The organism is Sphingomonas lenta (assembly GCF_002288825.1).
GTDB lineage: Bacteria > Pseudomonadota > Alphaproteobacteria > Sphingomonadales > Sphingomonadaceae > Sphingomonas > Sphingomonas lenta.
The window spans coordinates 307466-332648 of sequence record NZ_NSLI01000003.1 but is presented as its reverse complement, the minus strand read 5'-3'; the positions used below and the strand labels follow the sequence as shown (position 1 = coordinate 332648).

Below are 25183 nucleotides of genomic sequence, written 5' to 3'. Positions count from 1 at the left end.
AGCCGGTTAGTCGGCGCGCACGCCCGGCGCAAGCGGGCGAACCATCGCCGGCCCGCGCCGCTCAGCCGCGGAGCACCGGCTCCAGGCCCGCCCAGGACGCCGCGGCCGCGCGTCGGCCCGCGTCGATCGCCGCCCGGATGCGCGCCGGATCGAACTCCAGCGTTTCGGCGACCTCCCGGTCGGGCGCGATGATCCGGATGGGCGCGAAGCGGTAGCGCTGGAGCTCCGCGTCGAGCGGCGCCAGGATCCGCCGCTGCGCCTCGGCGCTCAGGCCGGCCTGGGTCAGCAGCACCTCCTGACGCTCGCGCGCGGCGATCAGGTCGTTGATCAAGGACGCGTTCGCCGTGTCGTTGGCGACCACCTCCGACTGCAGGATCGACACCGACCTCAGCCCCACGGAGACGAGGTCCGAGTAGCGCCGCGGCGCGGACGCGGCGGGGGTCGGCGGCGACGCCAGCACGACCAGTACCGCGCGCGGCCGCTGCTCCAGCGCGGCGTCGAGCGGGGTGACGTCGCGCACGCCGCCGTCGACCCACTGCTCCTCCGCGCCGTCGGCGGCGCGCGTGACCAGCGGGCGGAAGAACACGGGCATGGCCGAGCTCGCGTAAACCCAGTCGGCGATCCCCGGCGTGTTCTCGGCGACGACGCGGAACGCGCCGGAGGTCAGGCTCACCACGCCCAGCCTGAGCTTCTTGCCCGTGGCGCGCAGCCGCTCCTCGTCCGCGAACGCCTTCAAGCGGGCGCGCAAGGGCCGGGCGTCGTAGAGCGAGTCGTTGCCCAGCAGCCCGCCCATGATCCCGCCGCGGCCGACATAGACGTCCTTGTTCCCGCGCAGGCCCAGCCACGCGTCGAGCAGGCCGGGGATGTCGTCCTGCGCGCCGCCGAGCGCCTGGATCGCGCCGGTCGACACGCCCGCGAAGATGTCGATCTCGACGCCGCGGCGGGTGACGAGCTCGTCGAGCACGCCGACCTGGAACGCGCCCCTCGCGCCCCCGCCGCTCAGGACAACCGCAAGCCCTCCCGCCACCGCACGATCTCCCGCCTGTGATGCCGACGGTATAGCACCGATCGCCGCGAGTGCGGAGCGCAGCGACCCAGACGTCGAGCTGCGGCCACTGGAGCAAGAGCTCGCGCCCCGGCGGGAGCAGGCGCAGCACGACCTCGCCGAACGCGACGAACCGCCCTCCCTCGACTGAGCTCGGGACGGGCACCACCTTGCCGGCCAACAGCCGTCCACCGCCAGGAACACGGCCGCGCCGCCCAGGTCCGCGGGCGAGTCCCAGCGCCCGGTGAGGATGGGGTCGAGGATTGCCTTGCTGCGGTTCTCGCCGGCCTGGAGCGCCGCCGTGTTGTTGGCGGCGATATAGGCCGGCGCGATGGCGTTCACCGGCACGCCGCGGGCCGCCCATTCGTTGGCGCGGGCGAGCGACCCACGGTGACCACGTCAGCCCTGGCCCCCGCGAGCGCGAGCGCCTGGCCGACGCCGGTGTTGGCGCCCGTGACGACCGCGACTTCGCCTGAGAGATGGAACGGGTTCATGCGAGGCGGCAGACCTCGAGGGCGTTCATGTCGGCATAACCCCGACTCAAGGACGTGCGGCATGGCGTCCCACACGCTACCGGGTTTCCAGCACCGTACCCGGCTCGAAAGGCCGCTCGAGCGGCGCCTCTTCGTCCTCGCCGCGATCCCGCTGCCGCCCTCCTCCACGCTGAGATGGCCGCCTAGGCGGCCCTTTCCCTACCATCTCGCGTTCTGCGTTTTCGCCGAGTTCGTGGACGCCGGCGACGTCTTCTACGAGACGCTCGCCGCCGGATGGCGGATGCGTACCAGACGAAGGTGACGGTCGCGGGCTCCCGCGATCCGACCGGCCAGCGCCACGACCGGCTCCGGAGCCGCTCGGCGACGTGGGTGTCCGTCGCGACCCGGCGGCGCGCAAGCCCTGGAATTCAACCCGGAGCTCGCGCGCGTTGGAACCGAGCGGCATCCCGTCGACGCGCTTCACGAGCTTGGGACCGATCCCGTCCAGCGTGACGGGTACGCCGAACGGGACTCGGGCCAGCCTCTGCTCCCCCGTGCTCGATGACGCGTTCCGGCTGTGCCGCCAGCGAGAACGCCCCCGCCGATCTCTCGGCGGGGACTTTAGATGTGGCAGCGGGAACAGGGTTCGACCGCACCCCTGACTTGGGGACGGCTGCTCACGATAGCCGGCCCCTCAGCCTGGCCATGCCGTCTATCCAGCGGTCGTGATCCTGGGCCTTGCCGAGCACGTACCCGGCCGCCTGCGGGTGCGGCAGGATCATGAACCGCCCCGCCTCCACGCCGTCGATCGCGCACGCGGCGACGTGCTCGGGCGTCGCCACCCCGTCGACGTCCGCGCCCCACATCTCGCGCCCTTCGACCATGGCCGTGCCGACCGCCTGCGGGCAGAGCGCGGAGACGCCGACCCCGTGCTCCCTGACCGCTATGGCCAGGCTCTCCGCGAACCCGAGCGCCGCGTGCTTGGTGGTCGAGTAGGCTGCGGCGCCGATCTGCGACAGCAGCCCCGCGGCCGACACCGTCTGCAGGAACCACCCTTCGCCCCGCTCGCGCATGCCGGGCAGGCAAGCTCGCGCGGCGTAGACATGGGCCATGACGTTGACGCGCCAGCTCCGCTCCCAAGCCTCCTCGGACGCAGACGTCGGATCCTCGACGTCGGGGTCGCGCTCGAGCACGCCCGCGTTGGAGCAGAACAACCCCACCGGGCCCGCGCTCGCCCCGACCAGTTCGACGACGCCCCGCACGTCGGCCTCGCGGCCGACGTCGCACTGCCAGGCGCTGCCGCCCACCTCCGACGCGACCGCGTCCGCGCCGGCCATATTCCGGTCGACGACGGCGACGTGGGCGGCTCCCCGACGACGTAGCTCGAGGACCAACGCGCGCCCGATCCCGCCCGCGCCGCCGGTCACCACAGCGACGCGGCCCTCCACGCTCAGGCCGGACAGCCTCACCGCCCGTCCCGCCCCGCCGCGCGGCGGCGCTCGACCTCGGCCATCATCACTGCGTCCAGGATCTCGCTCGGCACTGCGCGGCTGGGACGCCCATTGACCGCGCGGAGCTTCTCGGGCGCGATCTTCGGCACGCGGTCGACGGTGGCCAGCCCGTTCGTCTCCTGCTCGGTGTCGGTCAGCTGCGTGTAGCAGAAGCCGGCGAGCGCCGTGGAGTCGAGCAGCGCGCCGGTGAGCTCGGCGTAGTGCGCGAGCAACGCGTCCGCGTCCACGTGCGTGCCGTAGCCGAACCAGGTCTCGCCCACCTCCGGCTTGAACGTCAGCCCGCCGAACTCGCTCACCACCACCGGCTCGTCGGAAAGCGCGTGGCCGCCCGACAGCAGCGGGGCATGGTGCGGGCGCACCTGCGCGAACGTCCGCTCGATCGCCTCGCGCGAGCCGTAGCGCTCGCCGAGCGTCGCGGCGTCGGGCGCGTAGTCGTGGACGCCGAACAGGTCGCCGGCCGCGTGGCTCCAGCCGTCGTTGCCGATCACCGGGCGCGTGCCGTCCAGCGCCCGCGTCAGGTGGTACAGCCCGAGCGTGAAGCTGCGCTGGCGGGGGTCGTGATCGAGGTTCGGCACGCCCCAGCTCTCGTTCAGCGGCACCCAGGCGACGATGCACGGGTGGCTGTAGTCGCGCCGGACCGCCGCCATCCACTCGGCGCTCAGCCGCTCGACGGCGCGGTCGTGGAACACGAAGGCGTTGGCCGCCTCGCCCCACACCATCATGCCGAGCTTGTCGCACCAGTAGAGGAAGCGCGGGTCCTCGATCTTCTGGTGGATGCGAAGGCCATTGAAGCCCATCGACTTGGCCAGCAGCACCTCCTCCCTGAGCGCGTCCGCCGAGGGGGCCGCCAGGTGCGTGTCCGGCCAGTAGTTCTGGGCGAGCACGAGGCGCATGAAGACGGGCGAGCCGTTCAGGAGGAAACGCCCGTCGCGCGCTTCGACCGAGCGCAGGCCGAAATAGCTCTCCACGCGGTCGATCGGACGGCCGGTCCCGTCCTCAAGCGTCAACTCCGCATCGACGAGGCGCGGGTGGTGCGGCGCCCAGGTGAGCCGCCACCTCGACCGCATCGACTCGTTGGGGTCGAGCAGGATCGTGCGCGACAGCTCGGAGCCGCCCACGAGATAGCTGTCGTCCGCGAGCAGCCGCCGCGGCCGGTCGCCCCAGAGCCGAACGCGAAGGCGCGCGCCCTCGGGCGGCGCGCCGTCGAACCGGACGGTCAGGTCGACGCCGAAGCGGTCGAGGTCGGGCGTCCAGCGCAGCTCCGCCACCCTCGCCGTCGGCACGGGTTCCAGCCACACGGGCTGCCAGATGCCGGTGGTGCGGTGATACCAGATCCAGTCCGGCTTCTCCTGCCAGTACTGCTTCCCGCGAGGCTGGCCGAGGTCGTCGGGCAAATCCTCGGCGCGGACCACCACGACCTGCTCGGGCCCGGGCTCCAGCAGGCCGGTGATGTCGGCCGAAAACGGCGTGTGCCCCCCCTCGTGCTCGATCGCCAGGCGTCCGTTCACCCAGACGCGCGCGCGGTAGTCGACCGCGCCGAAGTGGAGCAGCACGCGGCCGGTACGCTGGGCGGGCCCGACGCGGATCGTGCGGCGGTACCAGACGATCGGATGAAAATCGGGGTCGCCGATGCCGCTTGCCCGGCTCTCCGGCGGGAAGGGGACGATGATCGCACGGTCGAACGCAGGTGCGCCGCCCTCGAACCAACGTTCCGCCACGCCCCGGTCACCGTCGTCGTGCGCGAAGCCCCAGGAACCGCATAGGTCCACCCAGCCTTCGCGGCGCAACTGTGGGCGCGGGTAGGCGCCGGGGTCGATGCGGTGAAACGCGCTGGTTTCGCCCCGGGGATCGGCCTCAGCCATGCCGTCTCCTCTCTCGCAAGCCGGGATGGTCAGGCATAGACGGCCCGCAGCTCGCGCACCGCCTCTTCGTCGCCCTCGACCTTGAGCCGACCCGCCATGTACGCGACCCGCGGGTCGAGCGCGCCGTCGCGGACGCGCTCCAAGGTCAGCAGGTCGGTCGTGAGCGTCGCCGCCGGCGCCGTTCCCTCCGGCCCCCAGGTGATCGCCCCCGCTTCGCCGAAGTCGAGCCGCAGCGCGCGCGCCGGCGCGGGCCTCGAGCGCAGCAACGCCTCCAGCGCGGGGAGCGTCAGCGTGGCCTCGCCCTCCCCGACCCGCGCCGCGACGGGGCGCATCGCGTCCACGCCGCGCCGCCCGTCGCGGCTCCACACCAGCGGCAGAAAGCGGTCGTCGTCGAGCGGGTCGCCCTCGCGCAGCGTGCGCGAATAGGCCAGCGGCAGCGTGTCCGGACGGCCGTTGTACGTGCAGCCGTCGGGGAAATAGGCCGTCGTCATCGCGCGGCGGCGGCGCGGCGTCATGTTCGGCCCCGCCCCGTGCACCACCATCGCGTTGTGCACCACGATCGACCCCGCCGGGCACGGCGCGGGCACCGCCTCGATCGCCGCCATCTCCGGGTATTCGGCGAACATGTCGCCCATGTTCGACCCGATCTTGACTAGGCGGTAGTCGCCCATGCGGTGCGTGCCGGGCAGGTACCAGAGGCAGCCGTTCGCGAGCGTCGCGTCGTCCAGCGCCACCCAGAAGTTGATCGCGTCCGGGCTGTGGAACGACCAGTAGGGCGTGTCGCGGTGCCAAGCGGTCTGGTTGGCGTAGGGCTCCTTCACCAGCGCCTGGTCGTGCCACATCCGCATCGCGTCCGCGCCCACCAGCTCGCCCGCCAGCGCGCCCAGCCGCTCGTCCACAACCAAGTCGCGCACGCCGGCGTGCGTGTCCGCCAGGCGCAGCGCCTGGGTGAACACCTTGGCGTAGAAGGGGTCCGCGCCGTCGAAGCGGTTGTTGAGCCCGTTCTGATGCGTCACGCGCTCGTCCACCGCCTCGCCGACCTGCGCGCGCCACAGCTCCAGTTCCGCCTCGTCCAGCACGCGTTCGAGCACGACGAACCCGTCGCGGCGATAGCGCTCGATCTGGTCAGGGGTGAGGTCGATGTTCATGGGGGTGCTCCTCAAGCCGCGGCGCGGCGCGCCTCGCGACGGCGCTCCGCCTCCGCGTGCAGCTGCGCGAACAGGGTCTTGGCCTTTTCCGGATCGTCGGCGCGGACGTACGGGAACATCAGGTCCTCCACGCCCTTCCAGGCGTAAGGGTCCTCGCCCGCCACCATCACGACGTCGCGATGGTCCACGGGCGCGCGCCGGCCGTCGGTCGCCCAGGGCAGCAGCGACCGGGCGTTCATGTAGTGCGTCACCAGCGCGCGCCTGAAGCCGCCTCCCGCCCGGTTGTCGAGCGAGCGGTGGAGGACGTAGCCGTCGAAAAAGGCGACGCCGCCCGCCTTGAGCTCGACCGGCACGCCGCCCTCTCGCGCGTACGGGAAGCCGTACATCTCGTCCGAATGGTCGAAGCGCGGGTCGTGGTGCGGCCGCATCGGGTAGAGCACGCGGTCGCGGTGCGAGCCGGGGTGCATCCAAAGGCAGCCGTTCTCCACCGTCGCGTCGTCCAGCGCGATCCACGCACCGATCAGCGACCCGTCGCGGGTCGCGATGAAGTGCTCGTCCTGGTGCCAGGCCTGGCCCGGCTTGCCCGCGCGCTTCATGAACAACATGGTCTGCATCGACTTGACGTCGGGCCCGATCAGCGCCGTGACCACCTCCACGATGCGCGGGTGCTTCACCGCGTCCAGCACGACCACGGAGGTCTTGTGCGGGAAGTGAATCGCCAGGATGTCGGCCATGACCTCGTCGTCGGACGCGCCGTCGCGCGGCTCCGCGCCGATCAGCGGCCCGCGCAGCCCGCGCGCGATGGCGGCCGCCTCCGCCTTCAGGCCCGCCACCTCGTCCGGGGAGAGCAGCCCCTCGACCGCGACGAAGCCGTCGCGGTCGTAGGCGGCGCGCAACGCTTGCGTGTCGATCATGCGGCGACCTCCTCGGGCCGGCGGTAGAGCTGGCGCGGATAGGGCTCGGCTCCACCGGCGTAGCTCGGGAAGAGCGCCTCCAGCTTGGCGCGGGCTTGCCGGGGCCAGCCCTCGCCCGGTCGGCGCACCTGCATGGCCAGCTGCGCCTGAACGCGCTCCGGCAAGGCGGCGAAGTCGGGCTGGTACCAGAGGGTGATCAGCGTGCGCCGTTCCGCCGTCCCGTTCGCGTGCGCGGCGTGGAGCAGCCGGGCGTCGCCGACGAGCAGGTCGCCCGCGGCCACGGGCACGTCCTCCTCGTCCGGCCGCTCGGAGAAGGCGGGATCGGACAAGTCGGCGGCCGCGGTCAGCGCCGCCCCGTGCGGCTCGACCAGCAGGTCGTGGAGCGCGTTATGTCGGCGGTGCGAGCCGGGGATCACGCGCAGGCACCCGTTCTCCCGCCTCGTGTCGGTGAGGTAATACATGGCGAACAACTGCGGCGGCACCTCGCCCGCACCCGCGCCGTCCTCCCAGGCGAACCAGTCATAATGCCAGAACAGGGGCGGCGACCCGCCCGGCTTGGAGATGACGTAGCCGTCCGTGAAGCTCGGCCGCGGCCAGCCGAGCCGCGCCAGCACGCCCAGCGCGCGCGGGTGCGCCACCAAGTCGGCGAGCGCCGGGTGCTTGGTGACGGGGATCATGCTGCCTTGCGCCTTGTAGGCCGCGTTGCGCGCCGCATGCTCCGAGAGCAGGCCGTCCGTCACCTCGCGCAAGCGCCCGACCTCGTCGGGCGACAGCACGCCCGGCACCCGCGCGAAGCCGCGCTCCAGGAGTTCGGCGCGCAAGGAGGAAGGATCGACGTCCGACATGGAAACGGCACCTCCGATTGCGCCGATATGCCGGTCGTGCCAGGCTTGCGCCATGCTCCCGGCCCAACCCGACTTTGCCGAAACCCAAACCGTCGGGCCGGACACGCGCGAGCAATACGTCGTCGCATCGCCAGGCGGCCCGCTCGGCGAGCGGCCGATCGTATCGGCAGGCGTCTCGCTCGCCCGCCCCGGCTTCCGTTTCGTCCGGCGCAGGCCGCGCCAAGCCGCCGTGCTCTGCTGCTTCGGGGGAGAAGGCGAGGTCTGGGTCGACGGCCGGTGGCGACCGTGCCGGCGCGGACAGGCCTATGTGCTGCCCGCCAAATCCGGCCACGCCTATCGCGCCGGCGCCCGCTGGACGGTCGGCTGGGCCACCTATGGGCGCGGCGCGGGCACGCTGCCCGTCGCGGCCGAGACGTCGCCCTTGCTCTTGGAATTCGATCCCGAGCCGCTGCGCGCGGCGCTGCTCGGGCTGGTGCGCGAGGCCCGCGGCGCCGCCGATCCCGTCGCCGTGCGGCACTGGAGCGAGCTCGTCCATCTCCACCTCGAACGCCTGCTGCGCCGGCCGGGGCGCGAGCGCAGGCTCGACCGGCTCTGGGCCAAGGTGGAGGCGGACCCGGCGCGTCCCTGGAATGTGCCCACGCTCGCGGCGGAGCTGGGCTTGAGCGAGGAGCGGCTGCGCCAGCTCTCGGCCGCCGATCTGGGCCGCTCGCCGATGCGCCATGTCGCGCATCTCCGCCTCACGCGCGCCGCGCACCTGCTGCGCGCATCGGACATGAGCGCCGAGCGCATCGCGGAGGAGGTCGGCTACGCGGACCCGGCCGGCTTCTCCAGAGCGTTCCGCCGCTGGTCGGGCTTACCGCCCCGATCTTATCGGAACGGCGGAGATTTCGCCGTATGAGTTGGCGGGCGCCGAGTGCTAGTCCTCGCACCTCGGAGTTCAGGCAAGCGTGAAAGGTTTTCCGTGGGAAGAAATGCCGCTGCTTCTCCCGCGCTTGAAGCGTCGAGAGCGGTCCCAGCGTCCCAGCACACGAGGTACTCGTCAGGCTGCGTGAGGCGACCGTCGCGCGGCGCGGCTGAAGACTCGTCGCACGGCATCATCGATGAGCCTACCCGGATCAGAACGGCGGCTCATACCTGCGAGTGGAAGAAGAACGTCGCCATGGTGGGCGTGCTCGCGAACAGTTCGGCCAAGTCGGCCTTCGTTTCCCTGGCGTTCAGATGGGCGAGCGCTCCTTGCGCGGTCCGGACCGATCCGTGCACGAAAGCGCCCGCGGCGATCGCAAGGAGGTAAGGCGAGTAGAGCCGGGTCGATCGCCGGATGCGTCTCGTCGCCCGGCGCGTCCTCAAGGCAGACCATCCAGTCGCCCGCGAAGCAGCCGGTGTAGATGCCGCCCGGCATCATCGTGACGTCCCGCGCCGGCGTGCCGTCGATCCGGAAGCGCAGCGGGACCTCGCCTCTCTTCCGCAAAGTATGGGCTAAGTAGAACACGACCCGTTCCTTGCCCGACGAGACGGAACCCGCGGCGCCCTCGACCCTCGCCCCGTTGATCCGAAGCGCGTTGGCCGAGAACACCAGCCGAGCCACCCGGTCGGAGGTGGCGCGCAGCACGATCGTCTCCGTACCGGAAACGGCGGTGGTCGCGAGGTCGGGACGGATCGATACAGTCTAGCGCTCCACCGCGAAGGCTTCGCCCGGCGTTCTCGGTTCCGGTCGGGCATTCGGACCGGATGCGGTTGCGAGCAGCAAGAGCGCGGCGATGATCCGATTCATGGCCTCAAGCCTGGAACCTGCGACGTTGGCGTCCAAGCTGGCCCGGAGGAGTCTGCCCAAGGATGTCTGGAATGCTGCCCAGCGCTCACTTCGGCGCTGACCGGCTCACCAGTGCCCATCGGAATGACGGCCGGGTCGCGGCTCCGATGAACTCATGACGGCCGTCAAGCGCTGAGGAGGCGCTCCCCGAAATCGGATGGTCGTTCAGCTGGCTGATCTCGGCTCATTCTGGGCTGTCTACGGACGATCGCCTGGTCGATGCAGAAACCCGGAACGCCATCTACGATGATGGCGGGTGGATCACGTGGACGGAAATCAGCTCCAATACGCAGTGCCTCGAGTTCGAAGCACGGTTTCCGACCCTCACCAATGAACTGATGTCAGTCCACGGCAGCTGCTTTGACGAGACCCCACGCGATCCGAACGTCACCGTCACCGGGTATGGCGGCAGTCACCGCAATGCCGTTCCAGAACAGCTCCACCAACGGGCCGTCGATGAAGAGTAGCGCCTCCCCACCGCGCGTGGGGGCCGTGGCGGCAGCGCGCTCGAAGCGAGGTAGGCCGGGAGCGACGCGACGAACCACAACATGGCGGTCCGCCACCGAGACCTCGACCGTGCTGTCCCCGCGCGAGACCTGCACGCGCCCGCCCGTGGCCAGGAAACCGCGAGATGTCGGTTCCCGGCTGATCGCCGGACGCGACGCCAGGCGATCGCCCGCCAGCTCGACATGGCGCGGCATCGCGATGGGGCCGCCGCCCCGCGCGTCGGGCCAGGGCGCCAGCCGCGCCGTGCGCCAGTTCGAGGCCCAGCCGACGACGACGCGGTCGGGCGTCGGCCAGCCCTCGGCGGCGTTGGGGATGGCGGCGTAGAAGTCGGGCCCGTGGTCGAGCAGCACGCCATCTGGCGGGAAGTTCGGCGCTTGCGCGAAGCCCAGGTCGGTCATTCGCCCGAGCCAGTAACGCACTTCGCACTCGGCCGTGTCCGCGCGCCGGTCGACGAGCGACAGGATCAGCGCCTGGACGGAGCCGAAATCGAGGAGTGCGGGCACCTCCCACATGACGCCGGGCGGCGACCAGGAGCCGATCGTCGCCAGCCTTTCCCAGCGATCGAGGTCGGGCGATCCCCAGAGCTCGAGCACGGAGGGCGAGTCGTCGCGCCACGCGGTCCAGTCGCAAGGGCGTGCGACGAGCATCCGCCACCCATCCGGGCCGCGAAAGACGAACGGGTCGCGCATGTTGCGCCCAGCCGGGCCGATCGGCCCTGACGGCGCGCCGACGCTCCGGCCGTCAGGCCGGAGCACGGCGCTATGCTGCGTTTGCCAGGGACCCTCGCGCTCGTGCCGGGTGAAGAACAGCCGCGGCGACTGCGCTGCGACGATCGAGCCCGAGTAGATCGAAGCGCGCTCGTCGGGCGGCATCACCACGCCTTCCCAGCGCCAATCCATAAGGTCGGGGCTGGAGAGATGAGCCCAGCCCACCGCCTTGAACTCGGGCGCGTCGGCGGCATGCTGGACGTAGAGGTGGTAGCGGCCGTCTGCGAAGAACAGCGCGTTGGGGTCGTTGATCCACTCGCCTGGCAGCGCGGCGGCGTGGAAGCGGTAGCTCAATCGGCGGTCCAGCCGCCGTCGACGACGAGGCTGGTCCCGGTCACCATGGATGAGGCATCGGAGGCGAGGAAGGCGATTGCACCCATCAGATCTTCCACGGTTCCCAGCCGCCCCAATTTGATCTTGGCGAGCACGGACGCGCGGAACGCCTCGTCGTCGAGGAAAGGGCGCGTCATCGGCGTTTCGATGAAGGTCGGCGCGATCGTGTTGGACCGGATGCCGTGCGGCGCGAGGTCGAGCGCGAACGCCTTGTTCATGCCCTCCAGCCCCCATTTGCTGGCGCAGTAGAGCGAGCGGTTCGGGCCGCCGACATGACCCATCTGCGACCCCATGTGGATCAGGCTGCCGGCCAGACGATCGCGGATCATCGCCTTGGCCGCGCCCTGGGCCACGAAGAAGGCCGCGCGGAGGTTGAGGTCGAGCACCGCGTCGTAATCGTCCGGCGTCACGTCCCAGAGCGGCTTGGGCCGGTTGGTGCCCGCGTTGTTGACGACGACGTGGAAGGCGGGCCGCTCGGCGAAGAAGGCGGCGGTTGCGCTGAGGTCCAGCACGTCGAGCGTCGCCCAGTCCGCATTCCCCATCTCGCGGGCGGCCGCCTCCACCTCCGCGCCCGTGCGCGCGACCAGCGTCACGGCCGCCCCCGCCTCCGCCAGCGCGGCCGCGGCGGCGAGGCCGATGCCCCTACCCGCTCCCGTCACCAGCGCGCGGCGGCCGTCGAGGCGGAAGGAGGGCGTTCGGGGCAATGTCACTCGGCGGCGACCTCCAGCGGCTCGGCGCGGCCCGCATAGGGCACGTTGCGCCCGCCATAACGGCGCACGCGGAGGTTGGCCTGCTCGCCGTGGCCCGCAAAGCCCTCCAGCGCACACAGCCGGCTGCAATATTCGCCCACCAAGGTCGACGCCTCGTCGGTGAGCACCTTCTGGTAGGTGCAGGTTTTCAGGAACTTCCCCACCCACAGCCCGCCCGTGTAGCGCGCCGCCTTGCGCGTCGGCAGCGTGTGGTTGGTGCCGATCACCTTGTCGCCATAGGCGACGTTGGTGCGCGGGCCTAAGAACAGCGCGCCGTAGTTGGTCATGTTCTGTAGGAAGTAGTCCGGGTCGCGCGTCATGACCTGGACGTGCTCGTTGGCGTAGTCGTCGGCGACGCGGACCATCTCCGCCTCGTCCTCGCAAACGACGACCTCGCCATACGCCTCCCACGCTTTCGACGCGATGGGCGCAGTGGGCAGGATCCGGAGCAACCGCTCGACCTCGCGCATCGTGTCCTCGGCCAGCTTGCGCGAGTTGGTGATGAGGATCGCGGGGCTGTCCGGCCCGTGCTCGGCCTGGCCGAGCAGGTCGGTCGCGCACATCTCGCCGTCAACGCTCTCGTCAGCGATGACCATCGTCTCCGTAGGGCCGGCGAACAGGTCGATGCCGACGCGGCCGAACAGCTGGCGCTTGGCTTCCGCGACGAAGGCATTGCCGGGGCCGACGAGCATGTCGACCGCGTCGATCGACTGCGTGCCGAGCGCCATCGCGCCCACCGCCTGGATGCCGCCCAGCGCGTAGATCGCGTCCGCGCCCGCCATCGCCTGCGCGGCGACGATCGCGGGTGCGGGCTTGCCCTCGAACGGCGGGGCGCAGGTGATGACCCGGCCGACGCCGGCGACCTTGGCGGTGATGACGCTCATGTGCGCGGAGGCCAGCAGCGGGTATTTGCCGCCGGGCACATAGCAGCCCGCGGCATTCACGGGGATGTGCTTGTGGCCGAGCACCACGCCCGGCAGCGTCTCCTGCTCGACGTCGAGCATCGAGTCGCGCTGGATCTGCGCGAAGTTGCGAACCTGCGCCTGAGCGAACTCGATGTCCTTCAGGTCCTGGCCCGAGAGCTGGTCCATGCAGTCCTGGATCTCGCGATCGGTCAGCCGATAGTCGTCGCGGTCCCAGCGGTCGAACTTGTTGCTCAGCTCGCGCACGGCGGCGTCGCCGCGCGCCTCGATGTCGGCGAGCGTGCGCTCCACCGTTTCGCGCACCTGCCGGTCGAGCTCCGCCCGCCCCGCCATGGCACCGCCCCGCTTCAGCCATTCAGCCATTCGTCCCACTCCCGTTGAGCGCGCCGAACAGGTCGACGCCGAGTTGCGCCAGCAGATCGGGCACGTCGATCATCACCCAATTGTCGGTGATGAGCCCGTCCTCGACCGCCCAGAAATCCATCACGCGCATCGTGACCGCGCGACCCGTCGCGGCCAGCCCCAGCCAGCCGTCGCCCCCGTGCGTCGCGCGGATGCTCGGCCAGCCGGTGGACGCCACCAGCGCGCCCTCGGCGATGCGCGCGCGGTGGTTGCCGCCGACGCGGTCGGGAAAGGCGCGGAGGAACGGGCCCTGGTGGCCGCGCTCATAGTCCGTATGGCCTCGGAAAGAGCCTATCGCGGCGGGGCCGAACCAGTTGAACTGCGGCACCCAGTGCTCGCGCATACCCATGCTGGCGAGCGAGCGGCCGTCGTAGCGCATCAGCCCGGCGATCATCGCCTCGACGCGTGCGAGGCTCGCCGCGGCGTCGCCGTCAGCCGTTCGCGGCGCAGGGGCCAGCGGATCGGGGCCGGGCGGCTCGGCCAGCGGCCAGCATACCGCCTGGCGCATGAGCGAGGGCAGGTCGAGGAGCAGCAGCGTCTCGGCGACATGTCCGCCCTCCTCGCGCTCGAAGCAGCCGAAGCGTAAGTAGGCGAGCCGGTCGGTCGGCGGCACGCCCCAGAGCGGCCGCTCGAACAGGCCGAGCAGGTGGCCGCTCCACGCGCGCCAGTGCGCGCCGTCGAACGTCCCCGCCAGCGTCAGGTCGACCCGCACTTCGTGGCCGGGCAGCGCCGCCGCGAGCGGCCCCGCGAGTCGCGTGGCAACGAAATCGGCCCCGACGCCCTCTTCGACGGGTACGCCGGCGCGGAGCAGGTGGTCGGGCGCGAGCCATGGCTCGGACATGCGCCCGAAAATCGCCGGTTCCGTCCGCATCCGCCCCATGACTTGTTATTGACTGCGAATGCAAAGCACTTCAAGTGTGAACGGCCGAGCGGGGAGGAAAAGATGGACGGGGTCGCTACCGGAGACGTCGGAACGCGCTGGACCGCGGAGACGCTGGAGGGGCGCGTCGTGCGCTACCGCGACCTCCGGCCCTGCCTCAACGCCTTCATCGACACGCGCACGCCGGGATCGGAGGCGAAGGAGAACTTCACCATCATCGGGCCGGGCGTCTCCGAAAATCCCGACCAGCACGTCCATATCGCCGAACCGCACGGCTTCAACATCGGCGGCGCGCGTCAGCCGGCGAACTGCGTCAACTCGCAGCACAGCCACGATACCGCCGAGGTGTTCGTGGTACACACGGGCCGCTGGCGCTTCGACTTCGGCGAGAACGGCGAGGACGCGAGCGTCGAGGCGAGCCCGGGCGACGCGGTGAGCTTTCCCATCAAGGCGTTCCGCGGCTTCACCAACATCGGCTCGCCCGACGACGAGCCCGGTTTCCTCTGGTCGGTGCTGGGCGGCGACGATCCCGGCCGCGTCACCTGGGCGCCGCGCGTGTTCGAGATGGCGCGCGACTATGGCCTCGTGCTGCTGGAGAACGGCGCCCTCGTGGACACCACGCGCGGCGAAACGCCGCCGCCGGGCGTCGCGCCCATGCCGCCGACCAGCCGCGAGATGGTCGAGTCGCTCCGCCGCATGACGCCGGCGGACGCGGAAGCCGTCATCGCCCGCGCGCCCGCCGGACCCGCGCCGGGCGAGCGCTTGCTGATCGGCGAGGGCGGCGCGCTGGCGGCAACGGACGGGTTCACGCTGTCACGCATCGAGCTCGCGGCCGGCGACGCGGCGGACGGAGTGCCGACCGGGCCGGAGGTGGTCTTCGTCCATCGCGGCGGGGCGGTGGTGGACGTCGAGGGCCAGCGGGTCGCGCTCGGCCAGGGCGATACGATGACGGTGCCGGTCGGGCCCGCGCGCCGACTCGTGAGCGATCGAGGCGCGGTGCTGTTCGTGGTGCGCGGGACCTGAACTCCGATCCGGCTCAGCTGAGCCGGCTACTCCTTCCCGTCACCCCCTTTGTTGCCCCTTCGTCACCCCGGACTTGTTCCGGGGTCCATCGTCGGACGCGCGAGACGGTAGCGGGTATGACTGCCCGGTCGCACCACGTCCCTCGAGCGGATCGCCTGGACAGCGATGGACCCCGGAACAAGTCCGGGGTGACGTGAGGGGCTGAGACGCTTTAGCCTCGCTCGGCCAGACCATGACTCTCGACCGCCCGCCTGAGCGCCGCCGCGCCCGTGCGGAGGAAGCCGTGGTCGGAGCCTTGCAGGAAGAGCGTCGCGCCCTTCTCGCGCCAGCCCGCCACGTCCGCGTCGCGGGGCACGAACATGCCGACGGGTCGGCCGGCGGCGCGGCCGGCGGCGACGACGCGGTTCACCGCTTCGATCACCTCCGGCGCGTCGGACGAGGTCTGGCCCAGCGCGATCGTCAGGTCGATGCGGCCGACGAACAGCGCGTCGATGCCGGGCGTGGCGGCGATGGCGTCGAGTTCGTCCAGCGCCTCCACGTCCTCGATCTGCGCGACGACGACCGTGCGCTCCGCGCTCGTCGCCAGGTGCTCGGGGATGGCCGCGCGGCCGTAGCGCGCGGCGCGCGAGGAGCCGGCGTAGCCGCGCCCGCCCGGGCCGTAGGCGCAGGCCTTGGCCGCCGTTTCCGCCTCCGCGCGGCTGCGGATGTGCGGCAGGAGCACGCCGTCCGCGCCGCAGTCGAGCGCGTTGAGGATGTGCTCCGGCGCGGCGCTGGGCGTGCGCACCAGCACGGGCAGCCCGCCCGCGCGCGCGACGTGGACGCAGGCGTCGATCTGCAGCCGGTCGAAGGGCGCGTGCTCGGCGTCGAGGCAGAGCAGGTCGAGGCCGCAGTCGCTCAGCACCTCGACGAGGATCGGCGACGGCGTCTTGAGGAAGGTGCCGAGCAGGAACTCGCCCGCCGCGAGCCTCGCCTTGAGGTTCACGCGGCGAGCCTCCTGGACGCGATCTCCGCGCCTTCCGCCAAGGCGGCGAGCTTGGCGTAGGCGATTTCCGGGTCGACCACGCCGAAGCCGGCGAAGGTCGAGAAGCCGCAATCGGTCCCCGCGATCACCCGGTCGGCGCCCACCAGGTCGGTGAACTGGCGGATGCGGTTGGCGACGACGCGCGGATGCTCGATGAAGTTGGTGGTCGAGTCGATCACGCCGGGGATGAGCACCTTGTCGTCGGGGATGGTCGACAGCTGGTCGGCGAACGCCTCCCAGTCGTGCTGGTGGCGGGGGTTGGCGGTCTCGAACAAGAGGCCGGCGGGCTTGGCGGTCATCAGCGTGGGCAGGATCACCGCCATCTCGACGTCGCAGTGGTGCGGCCCCTCGTAATTGCCCCAGCAGACGTGCATCCGCACCCTGTCCGCGGGTACATTGCGCAACGCGTGGTTGAGCACGGCGACGTGGCGGCCGATGCGCTCGAGATAGTCGGGGTCGCTCCGGTCCTTGTACATCATGTGCCGGCCGAGCCCGAGATCGGGGCTGTCGAGCTGGAGGATCAGCCCGGCTGCGACGATCGCCTCGTACTCGGGCCGCATCGCCTCCGCGACCGCCTCCAGGTAATCGTCGTCGGTAGGGTAGAAATCGTTGGGCTGGAACAGCGCGATGACGCCCGGCGAGGCGGCGTTCATGAAGCCGGCGGGGTCGCCGTGTGCGGCGAGCGAAGCCTTGAACCGGCGCACGTCGTCGTGGAGCGGAGCAAGGGTCTTCGGTTGCACCGGGCCGACGCAGCGGGGGCGGCGATAGGTGGGCGTGCCGCCTCCTTTGGCCTGGCGTTCGAGGAAGGTGGGGAACGCCTCCAGGTCGGCGGGCGGTCGCCTGGGGCTGTCGCCGTCGAAGCCGGTGATGCGGTCCTTGATGTAGGTGGCGTAGCTGATCTTAGCCATCTCGCCGTCGGAGACGATCGTCACGCCGGCCTCCACCTGACGACGCACCGCCTCGTCGACGCCGGCCTGGAAGGCGCGGTCGGCCTCGGCGGCGTCGACCGTCTCGCCGCGCTCCAGCGCGACCAGGATGTCGGACACCGGCTTGGGCCGGGGCAGCGAGCCGACATGGGTGGTGGCGATGCGGGTCATGCGTGTTCCTTCAGCCAAGCGGTCAGGTGGTGGGCGAGCGCGTCCGCGCGCTCGAGCGGGAGCATGTGGCCGGCGTCCGGGACGACGTGGAGCACGGCGTCGCGCGCCGATAGGGCCAGGTCCTGGTGCCAGTCGGGCGGGCAGAGCCGGTCCTCCTCGCCGCACAGGAGCAGCACCGGCGCGTCGAGCGCGGGGAGCACGTGGCGGAGGTCGGGGCGCGTGCGCAGCGCCTCGCTTTGGCGGACGAACACGTCCGGCCCGAGCGCCATCCCCATGTCGCGGAGCAGGTCGAGGAGCGCGCGGTCGCCGCGGTTCGCCGCCGCCAGATAGTTGGGCTTGAGCTCCTCCACGAGGACCCGTTCCAGGCCGCCGCCGAGCACGTCGGCCTGCTGGCGCGGGCGCGCCGCGGCGCGTTCGGGCAGGTCGGCCGATGCGTTGGTGTCGAGCAGCACGAGCCCGGCGATGCGGTCGGGCGCGAGGTCCGCCATCGCCAGCGCGACGATGCCGCCCATGGAGAAGCCGACAGGAAGCAGCGGCCCGTCCGCCGCCGCGAGCGCGCGTTCGGCCATGCCGCGGATCGAGTCGTCCCAGGAGAGGTCGGCGTCGACCGCGCCCGGCAGCGACGCGCGCACCGAGTCGGTCCAGAGCCGACCGTCGCACATGTTGCCGGCGAGCAGGACGGGCGTCGCGCGCACGTGGTCAGGCGGTGGTACGATCGGCGCCGTCGCGCACGATATGCTCCTCCGCGCCGTCGACCAGCACGGCGGCGTAGCCGAAGCCGGAGGTGCGCACGGGTCCCGGCCCGAGGCGATGCAGCGCGAACAGCCCCGCGCCGCGGCTGCCCTCGCCCCAGGCGCGGATCAGGAAGGCGCGGACGCGATAGGCGGGGCCGTCCGCCGACGCCTCTTCCACCAAGCGCATGCCTGTCGAGGCGAGGCGGTCGAGCAGCGCCTCGTCGACGTCCGGGTGGTCGGCCGCGTCCACCGACACGCCGCCCCGCGCCTGGGCGAGGTCGGGGTCGAACGGGACCGCCACCGCCGGCTCGGGCTCGGCCGGCCCGGTCGCGCCCACCACCCAGATGCGCCCGATCCGCTCGCCGTAGAGATCGGCCACGACCGCCACGCCGTCGCCGAAGAGCGCTATCCCGCGCGGTCCGGATACCGGCACGGCGACGACCAACTCGACCGGGACGGCGCGGCAGCGCTCCAGGATCGCCTCCTCACCGTAGAAGTCGCCGCCGCCCGCCTCCATGCGGCAGTTCTGGAGCACGCCGCCCGCAGGTCGGCGGCCGCCGAAAAGCGTCACGAGATCGTCCGCCGCGCTCACGCCCCCAGCCCTCCCTCGACCTGGCGCAGTATGGCGAGCTCGTCGAACACGGTCACGTCCTCCATGATACGGCCACCGCGTAAGCGATAATGCGAGACGGCCATGACCAGGATCTCGCGCGCCGTGGGCGGTCCCCAGACGCCCGGTGCGGCGTGCCGGCCCGCGAGCGACCAGCGCACCGCCGCCGCCACGTCCCCGCCCGGCAGCGGCCGCGCCGCGACGTGCTCGGGCCGCCAGGCGAGGTCGTGGAGCGTGGCGGCGAGCTGCGTCAGGCAGCCGATCCAGTAGCCGCGGCCGAAGCCGTGGCGGTTCGACGGCCAGCGTACCTCCGCGGCGGGCGACAGCGCGGCCGCGGCGTCGCCGTACAGGTCTTGCGCGAACGCGAGGCCGAGCGCGCAGACGGGGACGGCGGCCGGGTGGCCGTCGGGCACGTCGACGGGGGCCGCCCCACGCACCTCCGCAATCTTCTCCGCGCGCCAGGCGTGGCGGGACTGGTCGCCCTCGCGATCGGCCGCCGCGAGCCGCGCCGCCACCTCGCGCGGGTCGAGGCCGAGCTGCCAGCAGGCGCGGAGATTGTCGCGGACCAGCCATTCCTCGACGATGCGGTTCTCGCGGCACAGGCAGTCGGCGATCGTCATCACGCCGTTCGAGCGCATCGTCGCGGGCCCGAACACCGCGTCGTCGCCCATGTGCGTCGAGCGGCTCATGATCCGGTGCGAGCTGTAGAAGACGTCGGGCGCGTCCTCCGACCAGATCACGTCCTCGCCCACGACGATGCGGTCCGAGAAGGTGGCGAGCGCGCCCACCGTGTTCCGGACCACCGCCTCCGCGCCGACGACGGGGCCGGTCAGCGTGTGGAGTTGGCAGTCCTCGCCGTAGTGCGTGCGGCACAGCCCGGCGTTCTTGCCCTCCCAGATGCGGTGGGTGCAGCGGATGATGTAGTCGACGAAGTCGCGGTAGACGGGCTCGAAGCCCGGCAGCTCCTGGCGGCGCGGGCCCTCCTCCAGCAGCTCGGCGATGGGGCGGCCGACGGGCGACAGTACCTGCGGGTCCTGATCCCAGCTCATGCGCGGTAGGCCTGCACGATCAGCGCCACGTCGTCGAACACGCTCCATTCCTCCACGATCAGATCGCCGTTCAGGCGGAAGTGCGACATGCCGATCATCGCGACCGGCCGGCCTGCGGGCATGTCGCCGACCGCGCCGTAGGGCGACGAGGTGCCGTCGAGCCGCCAGCGCACCGCGACGACCGGGCCGTCGTCCTCCTGCGTCCAGCACACATGCTCGACGCGGAACAGGCCGTCGGGGACGCTGGCGAGCAGGCCGATGACGAGCTGCACTATCGCGCGCGGACCCGTGGCCTCCTGCAGGCCTGGCCAGTGCGCGACGGCGTCGGCGGCGTAGAAGCCCGCGCCGGCCGCGAAGGCGCGCGCGTTCCAGTGCGCGAACAGCCGCGCCGCCCAGCCCGCGGGCATCGCGGGATCGCCGGGCTCCGGCAGGCCGGGCGCGTCCGGCGGCAGCGACAGGAGCGGCTCGGGCGCGGGCAGTTCGGCGAGCAGGCGCGCGACCGCCTGCGGGTCGAGCCCCATCTGCATGAGGCCCGTCCGGTTGTCGCGCGCGAGCCATTCGGTGTGGATCTTGTTATCGCGGCTGATGCAGTCGGCGACGAAGTGTCGCGCCAGCTTGGCGTTCGTCGCGGGGCCGTAGAGCGTCGCGCCCGTGTTGACCGACCGAGCGAAACCCAAGTGGCTCGTGTAGAAGCCGCGTTCGTCCTCGGACCAGGCGACGTTCAGGTGCTCGGTCGAGAAGTCGGTGAACGCCCAGAGCGACTGCACCGTGCCCGCGACCACGCCGTCCACGCCGCGCGTCGTTCCCATGCTGGTGTGGATTACGCAGTCCTCGGCGTAGGTCGCGCGGATGCGGTCGACGGCGGCGTCCGTCCAGATCTCCTCGGTGATGCCGACGATATAATGGACGATGTCGCGCCATTTCGGCTCGAAGCCGGGCAGGTCCTGCGCGCCCTCCCCTACCCGCACCTCGGCCGTCGTACGGCCGCGCAGGCGGGTGACGGGCGCGCGTTCAGGGATATTCACGCGGGGAGCGCCTGCGCCCCGGGCGCACGGCGGCGGTTGAGCGTCTCGGGCAGCATCAGCCACACCACGCCGCCCAGGCCGAAGCCGATCGCCGACAGGAGCATCGCCGCCGCAAGCCCGAACTCGTCGGCGATCAACCCCGTCACCAGGGGCGCGGTCATCGAGATGATCCGCCCCCAGTTGAAGATTGACATGGCGGTGGAGCGCAGGTGCGCCGGGAACAGCTCGCTCATCCACGGCGCCCAGGCGACGGACGCGGTGATCATGAAGCCCCAGAGCGCGCCGCCGATCCGAAGCGCGCCCGGCGAGTCGAACGCGGTCAGGTAGAGTACGACCGAGAGCGCGCCGACGAAGAAGCCGATCCCGGCGAGCCGCCGGCCGTACCGGTCCGCGAACCAGCCCCAGAAGAAGCCGCCGATCACCGCGCCGATGAACTGCCAGGAGATCACGTCGCCGGCGATGTTCGCGTCGAAGCCTTTTACCTCTTTCAGGTACGTCGTGACCCAGCCGGCGAAGGCCTGGTAGGCGAAGAAGTTGAGGCCTACGAGCAGGAACAGGAGCAGGGTCGTGCGGCGCAGTCCCGGCCCGAACAGGTCCATGACGGGGAGCTTGGCGAGCGGCGGCGCGGCCTCCTCCGCCCCCCAGGCGCGCACGCGGCGGTCGTCGGGCACGATCACGAACAGCAGCGGCGCCAGCACGAGCGACGGAATCGCGCCCGCCCAGAGCAGGGTCGGCCAGTCGCCGCCCTCGCCGTAGATGCGATAGGCCTGGCCCAGCGCGATCACCGACAGGTTATACGTCCCCTGGCCTAAGCTCGCGAGCTTGCCGCGCAGATGGTTGGGGAACAGGCCCATGTAGGTCGCGATCAGCACGGGGAAGATCGCGCCCAGGAAAAACCCCAAGAGGAAGCGTTGCGCGAGGAGCAGAGGGTAGCTCGTCACCATCGTGCCCAGCGCCGCGAAGGCGGAGAAGCCGACCACCACCACGAAGAGCGTGCGCCGCCGCCCGAAATGGTCGGCGAGCTGGCCCAGCACCACCGCGCCGATCAGCGCGCCGATGCTCTGGGCAGTGTAGGCGGAGCCGGCTTGCGTCAGCGTGAGCCCCAGCGCTTCGCGGATCTGCGGGCGGAGCACGTCCACCGTGTTCCACGACCAGCCGTAGAAGAACTCGAACACCATGAGCAGCGCGAACGCCGCGACGCGGCGGCCCAGCGGCACGTCCTCCGCCCTGGTCACCCCCATGGCCGCCCTCCTCCGCTATGTTCTCCCGCACATCCTGCAACGGGCTGCATCCGCAATCAAGCCGTATCGGCGCAGGCGGAAACGTAAGAAGCTGTGCAGCGCAGGCGCGCGGATGCAACATGTGTCAGAAAAGCGACATGCGCCAGCAATCTTTGGTGACTGCGATTGCAATCCTGTTCGGACAGGCATAGCCTCTGGGTGACATAGGGCGATGGGACACGCCCGCGACACAGGGAGAGGGGCTATGCGGAAGCAGCGCGTCGAGTCGACCGGCACGTCGAACGCCGGCATGTCGAACGGGGGCCGCCGCGCGGCGTTCCTCATGGGCGCGGGGGTGCTGGCGCTGTTGGCGTCGCCCGCGCTGGCGCAGACCGATCCGCCGCCCTCGCCGCAGGAGGGCCAGACGGGCGCCGGCGTCGCGGGTGCCGACGCGGCCGCCGCCCAGCCCAACAGCACCGACACGGGGCCCGACTCGGCCCAGATCGGCGACATCGTCGTCACCGCGCAGCGCCGTGAGGAAAGCCTGCAGCGCGTGCCGCTGTCGATCACCGCGGTCTCCGGCGAGGCGTTGAAGCAGGCCAACGTCACCGACATCAACCGCATCGAGCAGATCGCGCCCGGCGTGCGCATCGGCCGGTCGGGATCGGACGCCCGGCCCGCGATCCGCGGCGTGTTCACGGAGGCGATCGGCGCCAATTCCGACCCGCGCATCGGCTTCTACATCGACGACATCTACCAGTCGCGCACCAGCCAGGCGCTCGCCGCCTTCGTCGACCTGGAGCGCGTGGAGGTGCAGAAGGGGCCGCAGGGCACGCTCTACGGCCGCAACAGCTTCGGCGGCAACATCGCCATCTACTCGGCGACGCCCAAGGACGAGTTCTCGGCGGGCGTCGACGCGCTCTACGGCCGCTTCAACCGCGCGCGCGTCGAGGGTTTCGTCAACGTGCCGCTGACCGACGGCATCGCCGCGCGCGTCGCGGGGGCGTACGAGTATCAGGACGGTTACGTGAAGAACACGTCCACCGGCGACGACCTGGGCGACGAGGACGCGGCGTTCGTGCGCGGCATCCTGCGCGTCGCGCCGCCGGAAAGCGACCTCGAGATCCAGCTGCTCGGCTCCTACTACCGGCAGGGCGGCAACGGCATCTCGGCCTTCGGGTACAAGTCGATCGGCACGCTCGCGGACCCGAGCCTGGTGCGCGGTCCGGGCGGCAGCATCACGCTGCCGGGCGGGCGCGTGCTGACCTTCCCCAACGGGTTCAACGGCACGGCTTTCCCCAGCACCTTCGCCAACCCCATCCCCGTGCCGTTCAACTCGCGCTTCCGCGACGGCGTGCCGGACGTGGCGGGCGGCGACATCGGCGTGCCGATCGAGCGGGACCCGTACCGTATCAACTTCGACGCGGACGTGCGCCGCAAGACGGAGCAGACGCAGTTCTCCGCGCTGATCAACTACGACATCGGGCCGGTGCGCTTCCGCTCGATTTCGAGCTACACCGACTTCTACGCCCTGCGGCAATCGGACAACGACTTCTCGCCCGCGCCGATCGCGGTGGACAGCAACCTGACCAAGGTCCAGACGATCACGCAGGAGCTGCAGCTCCTGTCGAACGACACGACCTCGCCGTTCCAGTGGATCATCGGCGGCTTCTACTATGACGACGACGTGGAGGAGATCTTCTTCTCCGACAACTTTGTGCCCGGCTATCCGGTCGCGGGACAGCCGTCCTTGTCGCTCTTTTCCAACACGCTGCTGCCGGGCGGGGCCTTCCCGAACAACACGCCCATCGCCTCAAACCGGTCCGACAATTTCTCGCCGGTGCGCGTCCGGACCAAGTCCTACGCGGGCTTCGTCCAGGCGTCGTACACGCTGTTCGACTCGCTCCGCTTCACCGCGGGCTATCGCCGGACCAGCGACCGCAAGCGCTACGCGGCGGGCGTCGGCCAGGGCGCGCAGCAGAACCCGGCGACGCCGACGGTCGCGCCCTATTTCGTCTTCGACCTGAACCAGCCGGTGAACTACGCCTGCAACCCCGCGGGCGGGACGCAGCTCGGCGGCAACAACCCGGCCCAGCCCGGCTCGACGGCGCTCAACAGCGCCAACGGGATCGGCATCAATTGCGGTCGGGCCAAGTTCGATTTCGACACGTGGCGCGGCGCGGTCGACTACCAGATCACGCCCGACAACATGATCTACGCCAGCGTGTCCAAGGGCGTGCGCTCGGGCGGGTTCAACAACGTGCTCGCGCCCGCCGGCACGCCGGGCGTTGCGCCGGGCGAGGTGCTGCCGTTCGCGCCGGAAGAGGTCACCGCCTACGAGGTCGGCTTCAAGAACCGCTTCGCGGGCGACACGGTGCAGCTGAACCTGGCGTTCTTCTACAACGACTTTACCGACCTGCAGGTGCAGACCTCGGTGCCGGCGCCGAACGGGCTCACCGTGCTGTCCATCATCACCAACGCCGGCAAGAGCCGGGCATACGGCGTGGAGATCGACGGCATCTTCAAGCCCGTGCCGGAGCTCACCTTCCAGGCCGCGTTCAACTATCTGAATGCCAAGGACACCGACTTCGTCACCGGCACGTTCGGCAACGGGCTGTGCGCCGTGGTGGCGGGCGGCTGCCCCGCGCCGGCGGCGCTGCCTGCGGGCGCCACCGCCGCGCAGATCGCGGCCTACAACGCCCAGCTCAACGCTAACGCGTTCGGCATCGGGCCGCAGGGCGCGCCTTTCCCCAACCCGGTCACCGATCCCGCGCGTTTCCAGCAGGTGTTCCTGTCGGGCGGGGTCGCGGCGGCCCAGGGCGGCAACCTGCCGGTCTACAACTACATCATCGCCGGCCGGCTGGCGGACGGGCGCAAGGTGAAGTCGCAGACGCCCCTGTCGCCGGAGTACACCATCCAGCTCGGCGTCGCCTACGACATCGACCTCGGCGGGGGCCGGCTGACGCCGAGCGTGCAGTCCTATTTCTCGTCGGACTTCATCAACACGGCCTTCACGCCGAACTTCGGCCGGCAAGACGCGTTCACGCGCACCGACCTGCGCCTCACCTTCCTCACGGCGGACGAGCGGCTGACGTTGCAGGCGTTCGTCGAGAACCTCGAGAACACGGCCGTGCTGAACCGCGTGGCGTTCGGCGGCAACCGTTCGCTGAACGGCGTGTACGGCCTGCCGCGCACCTACGGCGTCAAGGCGGGCATACGCTTCTGATCGGATCCC

General features: G+C 71.2%; 23 protein-coding genes and 1 pseudogene. 4 read left to right on the top strand and 20 right to left on the bottom strand.

Going from position 1 to position 25183, the window contains the following annotated elements:
• Nucleotides 1–61: 61 nt before the first annotated feature.
• From CKY28_RS18955 to CKY28_RS19085, 3 genes and pseudogenes are all read right to left on the bottom strand, one after another.
• Nucleotides 62–1027: a patatin-like phospholipase family protein gene (locus CKY28_RS18955; protein WP_217989586.1), complete on the bottom strand. Its 966-nt coding sequence runs from the start codon at nucleotides 1025–1027 to the stop codon at nucleotides 62–64.
• Between the two features lie 186 nt (nucleotides 1028–1213).
• A pseudogene (locus tag CKY28_RS19350) lies at nucleotides 1214–1417 on the bottom strand (SDR family oxidoreductase); the annotation flags it as partial.
• A complete protein-coding gene (locus CKY28_RS19085) occupies nucleotides 1384–1539 on the bottom strand; it encodes a hypothetical protein (RefSeq protein WP_245841736.1) in 156 nt (51 codons plus the stop codon). The pseudogene CKY28_RS19350 and the gene CKY28_RS19085, both read right to left, overlap by 34 nt.
• A gap of 61 nt (nucleotides 1540–1600) precedes the next feature.
• Between CKY28_RS19085 and CKY28_RS08870 the strand changes: the two genes are divergently transcribed.
• Entirely contained in the window at nucleotides 1601–1840 is a 240-nt protein-coding gene (locus CKY28_RS08870; protein WP_095997983.1) for a hypothetical protein, read from the top strand.
• A 355-nt stretch (nucleotides 1841–2195) separates the two neighbouring features.
• On the opposite strand, the gene CKY28_RS08865 is transcribed toward CKY28_RS08870, so the two are convergent.
• The 5 genes from CKY28_RS08865 to CKY28_RS08845 are packed head-to-tail and all read right to left on the bottom strand — an operon-like array spanning nucleotide 2196 to nucleotide 7798.
• Nucleotides 2196–2987, bottom strand: coding sequence for an SDR family NAD(P)-dependent oxidoreductase (locus tag CKY28_RS08865; protein WP_217989574.1), 792 nt, complete (start codon nucleotides 2985–2987; stop codon nucleotides 2196–2198).
• Nucleotides 2984–4891, bottom strand: a complete 1908-nt coding sequence (locus CKY28_RS08860) for a glycoside hydrolase family 2 protein (RefSeq protein ID WP_095997982.1) — start codon at nucleotides 4889–4891, stop codon at nucleotides 2984–2986. Before CKY28_RS08860 ends, CKY28_RS08865 begins: the two co-directional genes overlap by 4 nt.
• Before the next feature lie 29 nt (nucleotides 4892–4920).
• Nucleotides 4921–6039: a phytanoyl-CoA dioxygenase family protein gene (locus CKY28_RS08855; RefSeq protein ID WP_095997981.1), complete on the bottom strand. Its 1119-nt coding sequence runs from the start codon at nucleotides 6037–6039 to the stop codon at nucleotides 4921–4923.
• 11 nt (nucleotides 6040–6050) lie between these two features.
• Nucleotides 6051–6953: a phytanoyl-CoA dioxygenase family protein gene (locus CKY28_RS08850; protein WP_095997980.1), complete on the bottom strand. Its 903-nt coding sequence runs from the start codon at nucleotides 6951–6953 to the stop codon at nucleotides 6051–6053.
• Entirely contained in the window at nucleotides 6950–7798 is an 849-nt protein-coding gene (locus CKY28_RS08845; RefSeq protein ID WP_176473029.1) for a phytanoyl-CoA dioxygenase family protein, read from the bottom strand. The genes CKY28_RS08850 and CKY28_RS08845 overlap by 4 nt, the downstream gene beginning before the upstream one ends.
• A gap of 52 nt (nucleotides 7799–7850) precedes the next feature.
• Between CKY28_RS08845 and CKY28_RS08840 the strand changes: the two genes are divergently transcribed.
• Nucleotides 7851–8696: an AraC family transcriptional regulator gene (locus CKY28_RS08840; RefSeq protein ID WP_141243890.1), complete on the top strand. Its 846-nt coding sequence runs from the start codon at nucleotides 7851–7853 to the stop codon at nucleotides 8694–8696.
• Nucleotides 8697–8837: 141 nt separating this feature from the next.
• On the opposite strand, the gene CKY28_RS18220 is transcribed toward CKY28_RS08840, so the two are convergent.
• The 5 genes from CKY28_RS18220 to CKY28_RS08815 all read right to left on the bottom strand — a co-directional run bounded on the left by CKY28_RS18220 (nucleotide 8838) and on the right by CKY28_RS08815 (nucleotide 14130).
• Nucleotides 8838–9407 (bottom strand): hypothetical protein, encoded by a 570-nt coding sequence (locus CKY28_RS18220; protein WP_141243889.1) that lies wholly within the window; start codon nucleotides 9405–9407, stop codon nucleotides 8838–8840.
• Nucleotides 9408–9949: 542 nt separating this feature from the next.
• Nucleotides 9950–11176 (bottom strand): glycoside hydrolase family 32 protein, encoded by a 1227-nt coding sequence (locus tag CKY28_RS08830; protein WP_176473028.1) that lies wholly within the window; start codon nucleotides 11174–11176, stop codon nucleotides 9950–9952.
• Entirely contained in the window at nucleotides 11173–11925 is a 753-nt protein-coding gene (locus CKY28_RS08825) for an SDR family NAD(P)-dependent oxidoreductase (protein WP_095997976.1), read from the bottom strand. The genes CKY28_RS08830 and CKY28_RS08825 overlap by 4 nt, the downstream gene beginning before the upstream one ends.
• Nucleotides 11922–13250, bottom strand: coding sequence for a histidinol dehydrogenase (hisD, locus tag CKY28_RS08820; protein ID WP_095997975.1), 1329 nt, complete (start codon nucleotides 13248–13250; stop codon nucleotides 11922–11924). The genes CKY28_RS08825 and hisD overlap by 4 nt, the downstream gene beginning before the upstream one ends.
• Entirely contained in the window at nucleotides 13243–14130 is an 888-nt protein-coding gene (locus tag CKY28_RS08815; protein WP_176473027.1) for an ester cyclase, read from the bottom strand. Before CKY28_RS08815 ends, hisD begins: the two co-directional genes overlap by 8 nt.
• Nucleotides 14131–14232: 102 nt before the next feature.
• On the opposite strand from CKY28_RS08815, the gene CKY28_RS08810 reads away from it, so the two are divergent.
• Complete coding sequence (locus CKY28_RS08810) at nucleotides 14233–15192, top strand: cupin domain-containing protein (RefSeq protein ID WP_095997973.1); 960 nt, start codon at nucleotides 14233–14235, stop codon at nucleotides 15190–15192.
• Between the two features lie 211 nt (nucleotides 15193–15403).
• Here CKY28_RS08810 and CKY28_RS08805 read toward each other — a convergent pair whose 3' ends face one another.
• From CKY28_RS08805 to CKY28_RS08775, 7 genes are read right to left on the bottom strand one after another with little or no spacing between them, the layout of a single operon-like run.
• Entirely contained in the window at nucleotides 15404–16174 is a 771-nt protein-coding gene (locus CKY28_RS08805; protein ID WP_095997972.1) for an HpcH/HpaI aldolase family protein, read from the bottom strand.
• On the bottom strand, nucleotides 16171–17310 hold the full coding sequence (locus CKY28_RS08800) for a cobalamin-independent methionine synthase II family protein (protein WP_095997971.1): 1140 nt from the start codon (nucleotides 17308–17310) through the stop codon (nucleotides 16171–16173). Before CKY28_RS08800 ends, CKY28_RS08805 begins: the two co-directional genes overlap by 4 nt.
• Nucleotides 17307–18005, bottom strand: a complete 699-nt coding sequence (locus CKY28_RS08795) for an alpha/beta fold hydrolase (protein ID WP_095997970.1) — start codon at nucleotides 18003–18005, stop codon at nucleotides 17307–17309. The genes CKY28_RS08800 and CKY28_RS08795 overlap by 4 nt, the downstream gene beginning before the upstream one ends.
• Before the next feature lie 4 nt (nucleotides 18006–18009).
• Entirely contained in the window at nucleotides 18010–18636 is a 627-nt protein-coding gene (locus CKY28_RS08790; RefSeq protein WP_095997969.1) for a hypothetical protein, read from the bottom strand.
• Nucleotides 18633–19703 carry an ester cyclase gene (locus tag CKY28_RS08785; protein WP_095997968.1) on the bottom strand — a complete coding sequence of 357 codons (1071 nt, stop codon included), beginning with the start codon at nucleotides 19701–19703 and terminating at the stop codon, nucleotides 18633–18635. The genes CKY28_RS08790 and CKY28_RS08785 overlap by 4 nt, the downstream gene beginning before the upstream one ends.
• Nucleotides 19700–20728, bottom strand: coding sequence for a nuclear transport factor 2 family protein (locus CKY28_RS08780; protein ID WP_095997967.1), 1029 nt, complete (start codon nucleotides 20726–20728; stop codon nucleotides 19700–19702). The genes CKY28_RS08785 and CKY28_RS08780 overlap by 4 nt, the downstream gene beginning before the upstream one ends.
• Nucleotides 20725–21969 (bottom strand): MFS transporter, encoded by a 1245-nt coding sequence (locus tag CKY28_RS08775; protein ID WP_095997966.1) that lies wholly within the window; start codon nucleotides 21967–21969, stop codon nucleotides 20725–20727. The genes CKY28_RS08780 and CKY28_RS08775 overlap by 4 nt, the downstream gene beginning before the upstream one ends.
• A 244-nt stretch (nucleotides 21970–22213) precedes the next feature.
• Here CKY28_RS08775 and CKY28_RS08770 point away from each other — a divergent pair, with 244 nt between their 5' ends.
• Complete coding sequence (locus CKY28_RS08770; RefSeq protein ID WP_176473026.1) at nucleotides 22214–25174, top strand: TonB-dependent receptor domain-containing protein; 2961 nt, start codon at nucleotides 22214–22216, stop codon at nucleotides 25172–25174.
• The last annotated feature ends 9 nt before the right edge of the window (nucleotides 25175–25183 follow it).